Raw genomic sequence first — 16,530 nt, 5'->3', positions numbered from 1 at the left:
TTTTCTTTTTTGTTATTAAAAAAAAAAAAAAAAAAAAAAAAAAAAAAAAAGAATGAAACAACAAAGTAAATTGTAATAAATGATAAAAAGTGCGCACTCTCTTCTCAAAAATGTTTTTACATGCGACCAGCCATGGTTAATAAGAGTTTAAAAGGAACTGCCAGTTTCAATCCGTAGTTACAATTGTCGACCAACAGAAATTTTTCTGAAAAAAAGGAAAGGAAAAAAATGTTTATAATCTTTTTTATTTTGACAAAATGAATCAGAGTAAAAATTTCGATTTCTATGCAATTAAAAAAATCTTTTTAAACTTCAAAATTTTGATCATGTTTTAATAGATAAGAAAAAAAAAAATTAAATGAAAAATGAAAATTGATTTATTGTAAACTTATACATGAATACTGATACTTTTGCAAATATTCACTTCCTGAAAAAAAACTTCTCGGAATCGATTGAACGCAATGTTTCTTGTCATGCTTGTAGAAGTCTGAAAAAAAAAATTTTTTTCTCTACAAAACCACAAAGTTTTTTTTTCTTAACAGTTAAAAGAACGTATCTATGTAAATTAATAAAAACTTATCTAATTATTAAGTAGTAATGATCATCCATCATAAACCACATCTTCCACAAATCCAGTTTTACGTACGGTTCCTTGATGCTTATACTTAACACACGCACGTTTCGTACTTTACTGTTTGAAAAAATTTAATTCAGCACAATAATAACACGTGAAAAATTTTTTACTTGTGATTAATTGCTAAGTAGAATTCTAAAATTTATAATACTTTTTCATAGAAAAGAGAATTAAAATGATTGCAGCAATAAGGTTATAGCGACTTTGAAAAATCCGAAAAGACAACCGTCATTTATACAAATTTCAGAAGTGGATAACAACTCTGACAGATTATTGCTACGAGTTATACTATTACTTGAATTTACGAATACGTTTAAACAAAACTTTTTTCAAGATATAAAAATTGCGCACGTGTTATTATTGAACTAATTAAATTTTTTCAAACAGTAAGTACGAAACGATGAGTGGTTAAGTCTAAGCATCAAGGAACCGTACGTAAAACTGGATTGGAAGATATGGTATGATGGATGATCATTAACTGCTTAATAATTAGATAAGTTTTTTAAATTTACCATAGTACGTTTTTTAAACTGTAAAGAAAAAAAACTTTGTGGTTTTTAAGAAAAAAATTTTTTTTTCAAGACTTCTAACAACGACTCTAAGACAAGAAACATGGTTCATATCGAAAAATCCGAGAAGTTTTTCAGGAAAGAATATTTTGCAAAAGTATCAAGTTATTCATCGTATAAGTTTACAATAAATCAATTTTAACATTTTTTCATTTAATTTTTTTTTTGTCTATATCAGAAGTAAAAATATAGGTCAGAAATATATTATTGAAGTAATAAAATAAGAGATTTAATATAGCATAGAAATCAGAATTGTTTACTCGAGCTGAGTGATGTGTTGTCAGAGAATAAAGAGTGGAAGTTATATAAGCGTTTTTCCTTTCCCCTTTATTTTCAGAAAATTTCTAAGAGATTGGAAAACAATTGTAAAACATACGGATTAGAAGAGCGACACAAAAAGCAAAAGTTATCCTTTTAAACAACTCTTATTCACGAAATAAGGCATAGGTATCACGCAATATAAAAACCATAATTTCCTGAGTAAGGAGAGCACAAGAGGAAATAGGCATAAGCATTTTTGCTATTCTCATAAATATTATCTCATCCATGAGTAATTTTGATTAAGCCATGTTATACATATCTCTTGGATGTGTGTTTCATTGCCTTTATATTTGTTATTTATTTTCTTATTGATCTCTTCAAATATATTCATTTATGTATTAAGTTAGTCAAAAGAAAGAAATTCTTCTATTTTTTAAAATAAACATTATTTATTCAGTGGTGTAGAGAGTTTCGTCTCGGATTCAGGTGTTAATTATGCGATAAATAAGATAAGCTAACTGTTTGTGAGACCTATTTTACCGTGATCCTATACTAATTGTGAATTTTTCCATAAAATTTTTATTTACGCTATTTTTACTTGACATCCTATCGTTAGATAAATGTATACTACTTGCTGATATAATATAAAAAAAAGAGTGCGAAAATCGAAACCATATATTTGTCTGTCATTCACACAATAAAACTCTACTCTGTGAAATGTTCTATTTTATTGTATATTATGTGTGTGTGTGAGAGACATTTGTATGTTACTTTAGAGCTTAAACTCTCGACCCTTATACACTGATAACACATCATTCAGCTTGGTAATTATACTCCTCTGAATCTAAAATCATCCCGATAGATAAGCAGTTTCTTCCTTGAATAGTTGCACGAGTGTAACACAGTTCGTCATTGTAAATAACATGATAGAGAGAAAAACGGCTCAGACTCGTGTGTGGAAATCTGTGGTGAGGGCCGCTTGCGAAGATTCATATAAAAAATATATTTATTTTCATATATATTCGTGGTGTTAGTTGTGACGTGAAGATCCCTATCTCGAGCGGATAATATCTATAATCAATGCCATCACGTAAAAAATGCAAAGTGACTTTGCTTGGTTTATAACATGTAAAGATAAAATTTTCCAAGCTCGGTGGCACTCATCTTAAAAGAAGCATACTCTCATTGTTTACATACAGCAGGTCACCTTGTCGTGACTCATTGGGGTGTATTTGTGTCACATCTGTGGAGTCTGTTATTTATGTGTGGATCTAGTGTAGATGTGAAATATAAATAAACTAACACAAGAGTATTTTACCCACTCATTAACATAACTCTAAATGTAGCCCTCTATAAAGTACATCAGTATGCGGTTCTTGGTAAAAGTAAAACCAATATTCGCCCTATATTATATTACAGATACGCATTTATCCCACGTTGTAATCCCTTACACCAAGCTATTTACCTTTTAAACTGTATGCTCAGGAATATTGCAGTGGCCATACTGAAAAACTTAAATAAGGAATGGGTGCAAAACCAGATTTTTGGTCAATAATTGCAATTGGCATTTTTAGTGCTATTATATGGTTTCTCAAAAGCAATCATGGAGCGTATGTTCCTTACCACATGCTTTATTGGGTTGCATGAAGAACTATGAACAAAGTATTGCTTTACTCCTTTAAGATAGGGTAAACACAAATCATGATAGAACTATCTATACGCTACAAAAGTATTGCCAGAAACAGCTGTCTGGATACTTTCCGTTCCTTCAATTGCCCTTCTAATAAAATATAATACAAGGAAATTTTTTGGGTGCTTTCGTCATTTTGGGGGATCAAAGATACGGTTGATCTAGATGTTAGTAATTCCTTCTAATCCTAACTCATGTTAACTGTTGCTAATACGTCCTCAGGCTTAAGCGTACTCTTTTAATCTTCGATTTATCGCAACTTATTTGGTGTGTGCAATGATACTATGAATCAACATATGGGTAAACATAAAGCTACTTTCCTGTTAGACCGAAGTCCCTATGCTATTTTATTCCTGGGTTAGTAAAACCTCTCACGTACTTGACTTAGATTCTAATTAATATGTATCTTACTGATTCAGTATGTGTGCAAGACTTTGAAAAGCTTAAACATATGTATGGTAAGCAGTCAAGCAGAAATTATTAGACATAATTTGGAGTACCTTGTTTTTTGTGTATATTTGACAGTCAATTTTAACAAATACTTGGGGCTCGTTATATGTATTCTAATAATTCAGGGTCTTACACAATATTTTAAGATCTTCTATTAATATTCAGAATAATAAAGTATATCGGTGTTACTATATGTTCCCTAGGCAGGAGTCGTATCTGGATCCTAGTCACTCTAGTCTGCTCGGCTTCCAAGGCCATTATTATCATAAAAGTAGCCCGGGAATAACCTCCAATATTATAGCTACCTATCTGCAGTAATGCTATAGTTTGAATAGGTATAGTTAACCGAGTAATGTCGATGGTGGGCTATGAGAGGAACGTTATGAGGAGATATTGTGGAGAGAATTCATAGATGAAGTAGACGAATATTTTTTATTGAAGACATGATATATATAATTTAAAATTCTTTTTTTGTATATAATTGCTTGAATAAATAATGTCATTAATTTGAAATTTTTTCTATCCTATCGTATAACACGATTAAGATAGCAAGCTATGGGAAAGTAAATTTAGACTGTGTTAATAAATATTGTCAATAGATATAATGTCTCTTGGTAGATAACTTCTCGCCATTTGATTGGTCTCTTAATCTTTTGAGGAATGTAAATAAAATGAATGACTTGTGTTTTTATGTATTACCAAGTAAAATGTACATATGAAATATTCTTACATCGTGGGGAAGACTAAATATGATAGCGATATTATAGGGTTAGTATGTTCAAAATAGGTCGTCAGTTAAATAGAGTTTTGTAATAAAAATTGTGTTAATAATCTTATATTTGGGTTATTAACCAATCTATCGTTATAAATAATCGGTAGTAATAAATAAGTCATAAGCAATGGGGTCATTTGACTAAAAGCCCGGTTTGTCTGATTTTAGTTATTAAACCCTTGCTAACCAATTGATTCTGTATGATCCTGACTTTTATTTTCCCTTATTAATTTTTATATAATCATTTGAATATCAATCACTTTATATTTTCTATAAAATTCATAATTTTGTATCAAATAATTTTCGTTTGTTAATATATGTGTTTAGTGAAATATGGTTTTTATACTTGGGGTCACGTCAGGAAACAGAAAATAAAGCACGTTAACCCTGTTTATTTTCTATGTTAAAAATTATATTTACCTGTAAATAAATTAAAAAAATAATTATAATTATTTTTACTATCTTGTATAAAATCCTGAAAAGTGCTATAGAAATATTTTTGTATATAAGGTAAAATATAGTTTATTTACAGTTAATTCGTTTTAAGTAAAAAACCTGATTTTCAAACAAATTTTATCAAATAACTCGGCTGTAAGACTCAGTAATCTGCAGTACAGAAAATAGAAAATAAACAGGGTTAACGTGCTTTATTTTCTGTTTCCTGACGTGACCCCTGAATAGCCAAGATGATCTTCTAGCTCTGCATCCATAGCACGTTCTACCGTCAGTTTTAATAGTTGCTTGCTCAGAATAGATAAGTCTTTTTCACTCTTAATAGACTTAGATAATTCTTTTAGTAGACTTGGATCTATATTTATTTGTTGTTCTTCCATTGCTTATGACTTATTTATTACTACCGATTATTTATAACGATAGATTGGTTAATAACAAATAAGCATTTACACAATTTTATTTACAAACTCACATAGACGCGACAGAGCCTCTTTATTTCAGTATTTTCTCTTTATATTTCAACGTAACCCATCCCTTATCAGGTGGTTGTGGAAGTACATAATGTGCAACCATCATTCCAAATGCATTAGAAAATAATTGCACTATAGCACCAGAAATTCCTATTGGGAAACCAAACTTTTTGTAAACAAATAAAACAAGTATACCTGTAGCCATTCCTATTAAAGCAGTACGTGTTGTACCAAGAAAACCAAAGATAGATAAAATTAAAGGGGCTCCTATTGTACAATAAAAAATCATATAGGGATATGAAACAATGCTAAGTACAGATTCAAAAAAGTTATTGTAGCGAATAGATATTATCATAGATAATAGACCGATTATTAGTAATACTAATCTAGCTACTGAAATTTTATATATACAGGGAATTTTATTTACTCCAAAAATACTTTCTATTACATCATGTCCAACCATAATAGAACATAAATGTAAATAAGAATCACAGGTAGACATACACATAGCTAGTACACAAATAATAATGCATGCTTTTAAAAAATTGGGCATACCATCTGTTATGTAATTCCAAATTTCTTCTGCCGATAATGTTTGGTCTCCTGTAAAAACAAATAAACTAATTATACATATAGAAAAAATTAGTAATAACAAACAAATACTTGTATACAAAAAAACTTTTTTGACTTGCATGGTACTAGAACACATGTAAACTCTTTGTATCATTGTTGGGTTAGAATGAAATTTTAAAAACCCATATGGAATCGATAAAAATATATTCAATGTTTTGATATCAAATTTGAATATGTTAGTAAATTTAAAATTTTCTTGATTTTGTAAAAAGAATACAATTTCAAATATTGATTTACCTGTTTTAATAAACATAAGTCCAGCAATTAGGAAAATAATGATAAAAAAAGTTATAAGTTGCAGTATATCAGTATTAGTAATAGAACTAATACCACCCCAAATTGTATAACTAACAATCACTAAAGTCGCTAACACAGTTATAGACCTATGATCAATAGAATTTATACATATCTTGGTCATGAATGAAATTACATTGATTTCAACAGAAAGAGTAGCAATCGCAACGGAAATACCGAGTATAGACACAATAATTCTTGGGATCTTGCCATATATAATGCCTATAGTTTCTGCAATAGAAAGATTTCTCATAAATGGGCCCATACGAACTGATATGATACTAATTGCCCAAAAAGGTATTATACTTGCTATCATTTGAACAATCATTCTTCTAAGACCGTATAGATAAAAAGTTTGTACGTAATAAACAAGTGTTATTCCAGACATTTCTGTAGCCAATATTGTAACAATCATTTTGAACGTAGAAAAATTCTTATTACCTACAGCATATTCTCGAAACATAGTTTGCTTTTTACCAGTAAAAAGTCCTATGACTAAAATAAATAACAAAAAAAATAATACCGTTATAATAGAAATATTATACACCTGAATTCTGTATTGTAAAAGTTAATTGAATAATGTATCTATTGAGACCGTTGCAATAGAAAATTTCAAATAATATTTTAAATGTTTTTGCATATATTTTGGCCCTGTCCGGCTCTGTCCATTTAACCATAGGCGTCAAGTTAAGGATATAGTCGTGATATTAAATAATTTTAATTACCATAAAGTATTAATATGCGATCTTGTTTTTTGGAAATCATAGGTGGTGAATTTAAAGATATGATTTTTATAAATAAACAAAGATAAAATTTATCATTTTATTATAGTGAAAGGTAAAGAAAGGTTAAAGTGATGGAGTTGATTATTTATGAAGCTAAATCAAAGTTAACTTAATACTATGGCATAAAGTATCAAAATTAATTGGTATATAAAGATTTGTTATAAAAAAAGGAAATCATTATCCCATATTTTAAGGGTTTTCTCAAAAGAAATAGGAAGACTCTACAGTTCTTGCTTTATTTAAGACATTAGTAATTAGGTAATGGGAGGTACGTGATTTGAGCTTAGAAAACATTGTGTAGTTTGTTGCATGGAAGATCATGTGAGTATTTACAATCAAGGTATTATTATCTAAAATTCAATTCAAATATCTGTTACTTCTATGCAGTAATGTAAAAGGATGTTTACAGGGATCATTTAAAAGCAGATTGGACTGATTGTGAAATTCTTGAAACAATTTATAGTGTAAGGGCTGCTTGATAGAGTCAAATAGTTACCTAACAGTATGGAAAGTATTTTAATAAAGGGTGTGGCATCTAGTTTATAAGGAACGCCTAATTAAGGGCAAAATCTTCTATTATTCGGTACTAATTGACTATCTAAATCAAAGAGTAGATAGGTTAGAGAACTGAAGGTCTAAGGTCAGAAAGGCTATCCGAAATATTTGAGATATAAAGTATGATACTATTAGTAGCAGATTAGGAATTTTTGTTTTCCTAATAGTTTTAAAAATTTAATGGAAAACGGTGCATTACTTTATCGTATAATCGAAAGCTAATAAGTAGTGATGCAATATGAATAAAGATAGATTTATAACCTTGTTAGATAAAGATTTTTTAAGAAAAAGAGGTTCTTCTAGAAAGAATAAGCTACGGTAAGATGATCTGCCATAAATTAACAGGTGAACAAATCTTCAAAAGGAGAAGAAAAGCTAATAGTTTAGTAAGGATGTCGTGATATCCTTTCCAAAGAACAACGATTACTTGATTGACAATATATGATTACCAAAGTATACAGGTTAGTAAGAATAGCTAGCTAGTGAAGTAATAGGTCTTTTTATCGAGTTTAGTGGAAATTGCAGCTGTTATTTAAGCTAATATCAAAAGCATGTTAGAACATTGAAAGTATTAAAGGTAAATAAACTCTGAAGAATATGTATTGAATTATATGCAAAATTCTGTGGTACTACTATTATTTTCATGGCAGTAGTAACTGTATAAAACTGGAACCTGATAGAGAAATTAGTTTACCTAAAGCGTTAATTGACTCATAAAAAAGGGCAAAGAATTTTTGGATCGTAATAACAGGTTAGATGATTTACATATTTTTTTAACAAAATTATCTAATGAGTCAATATTTTGCCCTGAAAGCACGAGTTTAAAAAAAAGAATATATACTCTAATATGATAAAAAAAATAGCTTATTATCCTTAACTTTGACGCCTATGCTTTAAAAACAGACTCCTGCTGATAACAAATCGCTTTGAAATACGGGCAATATTTTCGGTGTAATATAAACATTTTAGTCATTTTAAACTAAAATTACTAAAACTAACTGATCCATTAAAACAATAACGGCGACAGAAGCCTAGATATGTACATGATTTTTAAAGTATTTTACCTGTAATCATTTTATCGCTTATCTTTACATATTCCCTGAATTAAAGTTTTTTCACCTTTTTGACAATATACACTAATCTTTATAGAGATACTTGTTTACCATACTATATGGTAAAAGTCACAATGTAAACTGTATGGCTTGTTTTTTTTGCTATTTTCTTTTCTTTTTTTTTTAATAATATCCTTAAGTAATATTTCAAAGAAGGCCACTGAAGTTCGGGGTTTTTTATCCCCAAATGGACTAATAACTAGTAAAATAGAAACAATATCTTATATTTCCTCTATAGTTTTTTCGTCCACTATAGTTTAATTCTTTTTTTGTATTTTTGATAAATCTATGACACGAGGAATTCTTTCTCGGGCGATCATAGCCTAAAAACACACTTGTAGTAATATAATTCCATATATTTTTCTTATTTTTTCCCTAGCTAAATAGAGCTGTTTTCAGATACATCTTTCATTGACAAATTTTTAGATTTTAATAATAATTTCACTACTCTAGATGATTTTTGATACTGTACTGAAGATGAAGTGGCGATATATCCATATTTATTTTTCATTTACTTAATTTCTTGATGTTTCAATAATTTTCTTGTACGAGCTTCACATGACCAGTTTCGATGCAACAATGAAATGGGAGTATGACTATACATCACTTTTGCATTTTACGTACACTTGATATATTTAATAGTTTTTTTTAAAATGTTTAAAAACATCGTTTTGATAACTGCAGATGAATGAGTAGGGCGATATGCTTGGCTTGCATTTACGGTCAATACCTGATGTATTTAGTATCTTTCTACAACATTTAAGATGACATTTACTGATGCAAGAGGAAGCGGGGGTAACCTTTTTTATCTTTCATTTATTTAATTTTGGATGTTTTCTAAATAGTTTTGTCCCTTCATATGACCATTTTGTGAATGCAGTATGCAGTGGGAGTAAACACCAGTTATTAGTTTTTGTATTTGAAACATTAATCCTGGATGTGTTTAGCACTTTCTATAACGTTTAAGTAATTTTGTATGCAATATGAAATCGGGTAAAACCTACTAGTTTTTGCATTACATAAATACCTGATGTTTCAGCAGCTTTTCTACAATATTTAAGTACATTTTTTAATGCAGATGAAGTGGGGTATTTTCCATATTATCGGATTCATTTATAAATATACTTATTGTCAATAATTCTGTGTCCCTGTTACAATCATTAAGTAATGCTGGTATGAAGTGGATTACTAAGATTGAACTAATGGTTGAATAAGTTTAATTTCGTTTTTTCTGAATCTTCTTAACTGTCAATCTTATGCATTCCATATTTATTTACTCATTAATTCAGAAGTAAAGTAATGAAAGACAGATAGCTTATTCCTTCTATTGAATAGAAAAATTTAGAATTATGATCTTATATTTTGTACGATAATATATTTTTTTAGTAATTCATATTTTAATCCTGAAGACATGAAAAAAAAATGGTTTTATAGTTGTCAGTTAGTATAGGGGTGCCAGTATTTTTTTTTATTGATCGAATTGATTTTTTTTTCAAGGGTTTTATCGCGGTATTTTATGGATTAAGTTATTTGGTTTGTCGCATCTGTTTTAAGGATGTGGGTTATTTATATTATTTAGGTCAAAAAATTGGACTAAAATGTTTATATTACGTAGATTATTGCGTCTATTTTAAGGAGTTTTGTTCATCACCAGAGTTAATCCTTGCTAGTGCTGTTATTAAATGTGTTTTTTCTTTAAGGCCAAGAGGACTATGAAAGATGATGCTATGAGAGCGCAAAGATTGATCATTCTACTTTACAAGGTGGGTGATTAAGTTCATTCCCCTTAATAAGATCAATAAGTAAGAAAAAGCAAAACGCCCAGTTGGTAGTAGCTGGAAGGATGGATGAAACTTACTGAAATTTAAATAGTAAGTGGATTTATGTTATTATATGAGGGTAGATTGTTAATGGAGAATACAGTTGATTTTTTTCTAGGTGAACGTAGAGATAAGTCTTCAGCTCTTTCTTTTTCGTAAGGTATCAGAGATATACACTCATCCAAAGTGGTAGTTTGACAAAAGCGGTAGTATAAAGCTGCACTTGATGCATTAAATACAGAACTAGATCAAGATCAAAAGAAATTCATATTTAAAACAATACTTAATTGAGTCGAACAAGATCATAAGATTATTAAAAACGGCTTAACCATGCTAGGGTTAAAGCACATTCCATTCGCCAACATTACCAGTTAAGGAGAATAGAAACATTAGAATCATTCAAAAGGGGACAATTAATAGGAAGCTAAAAAACAAGCATCTTATTTTGAGAATTTTTGTAAACTTATGGCGCATAATATCCAAATTGAGACATGGGGGAGAACTATGACAACATCAAATACAGATGGAACAGAACTAACGATTTACTGCGCTATATAACAATAAATACACTTACTATTTAATTTCACGTAAGTTTTCAATCATCCAGCTACTACTAACTTGGGCGTTTTCTTTTTTACTTATTGATCTATAAGGGAATGCAACTTAATCACCCACATTTTGTAAAGTAGAAGATAATCTTGGCGCCTCTCATTGCATCATCTTTTTCCCAAGTCATCTATGGCTTAAGAAAAACGACATTTATATACAGCAAATGAGAAGATAAATCTGGTTGAGAAAAATCTTTAAAATAGGGCATAATCTAGGGTAAAATAGTAAACATTTTAGTCATTTTTGACTAAAATTAATAAATAACCACTCCCTTAATCAACAATTGCGACAAGAACCAAAAATTTTTTTTTTTACCCTAGAATATCTTTTGAGAATTATGAATTTTTATCTTGAAAGTCAATTACATAATTTTTACTTAAAAATTCATATCAAGAAATGAGATTTTTAAGATTTTTGACATATTTTACAAACGCGATTAAAACCCATAATATTCAAATTCAAGACAGGGGGACAACTAACAAAATTAAACTATAGCGTACAGAATTATATGTGCAAGTTCTGAAGAAAGTTTATAATTTAGTACAGTTAGAAAGTAAAGGTTTTGACATGGAAGAAACAATACACCTGACTCCTTACACTTGGGCAGCTAAAATGGTCAGAAGGAGGTTTGCTCCAGCTATTAATTAATAAGCATGCTTGATGTTAGCTAAGGATGACAGATTATACCCTCCTTAAATGGGCAGGTTCAAATGGTAAAGAGGTTGTGCGGCTATTAATTGATAAAGGTGTTCATGTTAACGCTAGACTAATGAAATTATATCCTTACACTTCAGGCTAAAATGGTATAAAGGAGGGTGTGCTCAGCTGTTAATTGGAGTAAAGGTGCTCATGTTACGTAAAGGTAAACAAGATGACTTATATGCAGCTCAAAGGTCAAGTAGTCCATTCATTCAAAGGAGGTTGCTCAGCTGTTAATTGATAAAGATCTCATCTTAAGTAAAGATACAAGATGTGACCCTTACACTTGGGAGCTAAAAGGTCACAAGGAGGTTGCTCAGTGTTAATTGATAAAGGTGTCATGTTACGCTAAGGCTAGATAACAATCTGACCCCTTTAACTTGGCAACGTTCATGATAAAGAGGTTGTGCAGCTATTAATTTGATAAAGGGTGCTGTGTTAACGCTAAAGCTGATAACATCTTCCCCTTCACTTGGCAGCGTTCAATGGTACAAAGAGTTGTGCGGCTATTAATTGATAAAGTGTTAATGTTAACGCTAAGACTAATGAAAATTATACCTTACACTTGCGCTAAAATGGTCAGGAGGTTGCTCAGCTTGTTAATTGAATAAAGATGCTTCATGTTAACGGCTAAGATGGACAAGATATTACCCCCTTAACTTGGTCAGCCTAAAAATGGTTCATGAAGAGGTTGCTAGCTGTTAATATGATAATAGGTGCTCATGTTAAGCTCAGGTAAACAAGATGCGACCCTTACACTGGCAGCTAAAAATGGTCACAAAAGAGGTTGTGGGCTATTAATTGATAACGAGGGCTCATGTTAAAGCTAAAGATAACAACGATGCTACTTACACTTGCGCGGTTTATGTATAAAGAAGTTGTGCAGCTATTAATTGATAAAAGATGCTGATGTTAAGATAAAGGCTGATAACAATGTGAACCCCTTAAATTTGGAGTGTTCATGTACAAAGAGGTTGTGCGGCTTTTAATTGTAAAGGTGTTATGTTAACGCTAGACTAATGAAATTTAAACCCTTACACTGGGCGTGAAATTGGTCAAAAGGGTTGTGGGCTATTAATTGATAAAGGCTTCATTAAACGCTAAGATAAATTGCAAAATTAATACCCTTAACTTGGCAGCTTGAAAATGGTAACAGAAAGAGGTTGTGCGGCTATTACTTGATAAAGGGTTGTTCATGTTAAGCTAAGACTAATGAAAATTATACCCCTTACACTTGGCATCTAGTAAAAATGGTCACAAGGAGTGTGCAGCTATTAATCTGAATAAGATGCTGATGTTAAGCTAGGATATACAAGTGACCCTTAACCTTGGGCAGCTACAAATGGTCACAAGAGGTTGTTGCGGCGCTATTCATTGATAAAGGTGTTCAATCGTTAACGCTAAAGACTAATGAAAATTATATCGCCTTACACTGGCGCTACAAATGGTCAACAAGGAGGTTGCTCAGCTGTTAATTGATAAAGATGCTCATGTTAACGCTAAGGATGAACAAGATTATACCCCCTTACACTTGGCAGCTAAAAATGGTCATAAAGAGGTTGCTCAGCTGTTAATTGATAAAGGTGCTCATGTTAACGCTAAAGGTAAACAAGATGCGACCCCCTTACACTTGGCAGCTAAAAATGGTCACAAAGAGGTTGTGCGGCTATTAATTGATAAAGATGCTCATGTTAACGCTAAAGATAAACAAGATGCCACCCCCTTACACTTGGCAGCGTTCAATGGTCATAAAGAAGTTGTGCAGCTATTAATTGATAAAGATGCTGATGTTAACGCTAAAGCTGATAACAATGTGACCCCCTTACATTTGGCAGTGTTCAATGGTCACAAAGAGGTTGTGCGGCTATTAATTGATAAAGGTGTTCATGTTAACGCTAAGACTAATGAAAATTATACCCCCTTACACTTGGCAGCTGAAAATGGTCACAAAGAGGTTGTGCGGCTATTAATTGATAAAGGTGTTCATGTTAACGCTAAGACTAATGAAAATTATACCCCCTTACACTTGGCAGCTAAAAATGGTCACAAGGAGGTTGTGCAGCTATTAATTGATAAAGATGCTGATGTTAACGCTAAGGATAATAACAATGTGACCCCCTTACACTTGGCAGCTAAAAATGGTCACAAAGAGGTTGTGCGGCTATTAATTGATAAAGGTGTTCATGTTAACGCTAAGGATAATAACAATGTGACCCCCTTACACTTGGCAGCTAAAAATGGTCACAAAGAGGTTGTGCAGCTATTAATTGATAAAGGTGCTGATGTTAACGCTAAAGATAATAACAATGTGACCCCCTTACATTTGGCAGTGTTCAATGGTAACAAGGAAGTTGTACAGCTATTAATTAATAAAGATGCTGATGTTAACGCTAAGGATGAACAAGATTATACCCCCTTACACTTGGCAGCTGAAAATGGTCACAAAGAGGTTGCTCAGCTGTTAATCTATCAAGGTGCTGATGTTAACGCTAAGGATAATAACAATGTGACCCCCTTACACTTGGCAGCTGAAAATGGTCACAAAGAGGTTGCTCAGCTGTTAATCTATCAAGGTGCTGATGTTAACGCTAAAGCTGATAACAATGTGACCCCCTTACACTTGGCAGTGTTTAATGGTCACAAAGAGGTTGTGCAGCTACTAATTAATAAAGGTGCTCATGTTAACGCTAAGGCTAATGATAATTATACCCCCTTACACTTGGCAGCTAAAAATGGTCACAAAGAGGTTGTTCAGCTACTAATTAATAAAGGTGCTCATGTTAACGCTAAGGCTAATGATAATTATACCCCCTTACACTTGGCAGCTAAAAATGGTCACAAAGAGGTTGTGCAGCTGTTAATTGATAAAGATGCTCATGTTAAAGCTAAGGATGAACAAGATTATACCCCCTTACACTTGGCAGCTGAAAATGGTCACAAAGAGATTGCTCAGCTACTAATTAATAAAGATGCTGATGTTAACGCTAAAGCTGATAACAATGTGACCCCCTTACACTTGGCAGCTAAAAATGGTCACAAAGAGGTTGCTCAGCTGTTAATTGATAAAGATGCTGATGTTAACGCTAAGGATAATAACAATGTGACCCCCTTACACTTGGCATCTGAAAATGGTCACAAAGAGATTGCTCAGCTACTAATTAATAAAGATGCTGATGTTAACGCTAAAGCTGATAACAATGTGACCTCCTTACACTTGGCAGTGTTTAATGGTCACAAAGAGGTTGTTCAGCTACTAATTAATAAAGGTGCTCATGTTAACGCTAAGGCTAATGATAATTATATCCCCTTACACTTGGCAGTGTTTAATGGTCACAAAGAGGTTGTTCAGCTACTAATTAATAAAGGTGCTCATGTTAACGCTAAGGCTAATGATAATTATACCCCCTTACACTTGGCAGTGTTTAATGGTCACAAAGAGGTTGTTCAGCTACTAATTAATAAAGATGATGATGTTAACGCTAAGGCTAATGATAATTATACCCCCTTACACTTGGCAGCTGAAAATGGTCATAAAGAGGTTGCTCAGCTGTTAATTGATAAAGGTGCTCATGTTAACGCTAAAGATAAACAAGATGCCACCCCCTTACACTTGGCAGTGTTCAATGGTCACAAAGAGGTTCTGCAGCTATTAATTGATAAAGATGCTCATGTTAACCTTAAGGATAATAACAATGTGACCCCCTTACACTTGGCAGCTGAAAATGGTCATAAAGAGGTTTCTCAGCTGTTAATTAATAAAGGTGCTCATGTTAACGCTAAAGATAAACAAGATGCCACCCCCTTACACTTGGCAGTGTTTAATGGTCACAAGGAGGTTGTGCAGCTATTAATCTATCAAGGTGCTGATGTTAACGTTAAAGATAATAACAATGTGACCCCCTTACACTTGGCAGTGTTCAATGGTCACAAGGAGGTTCTGCAGCTATTAATTGATAAAGATGCTCATGTTAACGCTAAGACTAATGATAATTATACCCCTTTACACTTGGCAGCTGAAAATAGTCACAAAGAGGTTGTGCAGCTATTAATTGATAAAGGTGTTGATGTTAACGCTAAGACTAATGATAATTATACCCCTTTACATTTGGCAGCTGAAAATGGTCACAAAGAGGTTGTGCAGCTACTAATTGATAAAGATGCTCATGTTAACGCTAAGACTAATGATAATTATACCCCTTTACACTTGGCAGCTATTAAAGATAGATATGAAGTTATAAATCTATTACTCACTCATGCTAAAAATATTAATGATAAATGGAAAACCTTTAAAGATCTTATAAAAAGTACTGACATTTGTGGAAATAATTTTTTTGAATTAGCTAGAGACAAAACTAAAGCGAATAAAATCATCACAAATTTTATTGAAGAAGCTAGTAAAGAGGGAGCTCCAAAAGAAACAATAACCTTATTAAAAGAGAATAACTTATGTTTAGAACATAGGACTAGTTTATTATTGACCCAGTCAATGTCCGGTATGCTACCAGAAGACGAGCTCTATGATAACATTCCATCTAGAAGTAGGACCGATGAAACTAACTACACACTTTTTCAGAATGAACACCATGACAATCAATATCCAAGGTGCGTTAACATGTAGCCTACTGGGCTCTGTCGCATCTGTATTTAATTTTTATAGTGGACCGAAAAAATCGGACAAATTTTTATAAATTTTTTTTCCGTGTTATTTCTCCTTTATCGTATTG

Annotated in this window: 4 protein-coding genes and 2 pseudogenes; 3 read left to right on the top strand and 3 right to left on the bottom strand. The window is 31.7% G+C overall.

The annotated features are described in order from the left end of the window. Positions 1-1,628: 1,628 nt before the first annotated feature. From ACRRVD_RS03450 to ACRRVD_RS03440, 3 genes and pseudogenes are all read right to left on the bottom strand, one after another. Positions 1,629-1,751, bottom strand: coding sequence for a hypothetical protein (locus ACRRVD_RS03450; RefSeq protein ID WP_432461736.1), 123 nt, complete (start codon positions 1,749-1,751; stop codon positions 1,629-1,631). 3,302 nt (positions 1,752-5,053) lie between these two features. Then, positions 5,054-5,209: pseudogene (locus tag ACRRVD_RS03445) on the bottom strand (IS256 family transposase); the annotation flags it as partial. Between the two features lie 112 nt (positions 5,210-5,321). Then, positions 5,322-6,689, bottom strand: a complete 1,368-nt coding sequence (locus ACRRVD_RS03440) for a sodium:solute symporter family protein (protein WP_432461735.1) — start codon at positions 6,687-6,689, stop codon at positions 5,322-5,324. A 3,576-nt stretch (positions 6,690-10,265) separates the two neighbouring features. On the opposite strand from ACRRVD_RS03440, the pseudogene ACRRVD_RS03435 reads away from it, so the two are divergent. The 3 genes and pseudogenes from ACRRVD_RS03435 to ACRRVD_RS03425 all read left to right on the top strand — a co-directional run. Next, positions 10,266-10,969, top strand: a pseudogene (locus tag ACRRVD_RS03435) (DDE-type integrase/transposase/recombinase); the annotation flags it as partial. 811 nt (positions 10,970-11,780) lie between these two features. Continuing rightward, positions 11,781-11,906, top strand: a complete 126-nt coding sequence (locus ACRRVD_RS03430) for a hypothetical protein (protein ID WP_432461734.1) — start codon at positions 11,781-11,783, stop codon at positions 11,904-11,906. Positions 11,907-13,238: 1,332 nt separating this feature from the next. After that, positions 13,239-16,424: an ankyrin repeat domain-containing protein gene (locus ACRRVD_RS03425; protein WP_432461740.1), complete on the top strand. Its 3,186-nt coding sequence runs from the start codon at positions 13,239-13,241 to the stop codon at positions 16,422-16,424. Positions 16,425-16,530 lie beyond the last annotated feature (106 nt).

Source organism: Candidatus Cardinium hertigii, assembly GCF_050864915.1.
GTDB lineage: Bacteria > Bacteroidota > Bacteroidia > Cytophagales > Amoebophilaceae > Cardinium > Cardinium hertigii_D.
Note: the sequence above shows the minus strand (reverse complement) of the source record. Positions and strands in the feature narration are given on the sequence as shown.

Coding starts and splice junctions, on each gene's coding strand:
- ACRRVD_RS03450 (WP_432461736.1), bottom strand. CDS start 1,751: ATGGATGAGATAATATTTATGAGAATAGCAAAAATGCTTATGCCTATT.
- ACRRVD_RS03440 (WP_432461735.1), bottom strand. CDS start 6,689: ATGTTTCGAGAATATGCTGTAGGTAATAAGAATTTTTCTACGTTCAAA.
- ACRRVD_RS03430 (WP_432461734.1), top strand. CDS start 11,781: ATGACAGATTATACCCTCCTTAAATGGGCAGGTTCAAATGGTAAAGAG.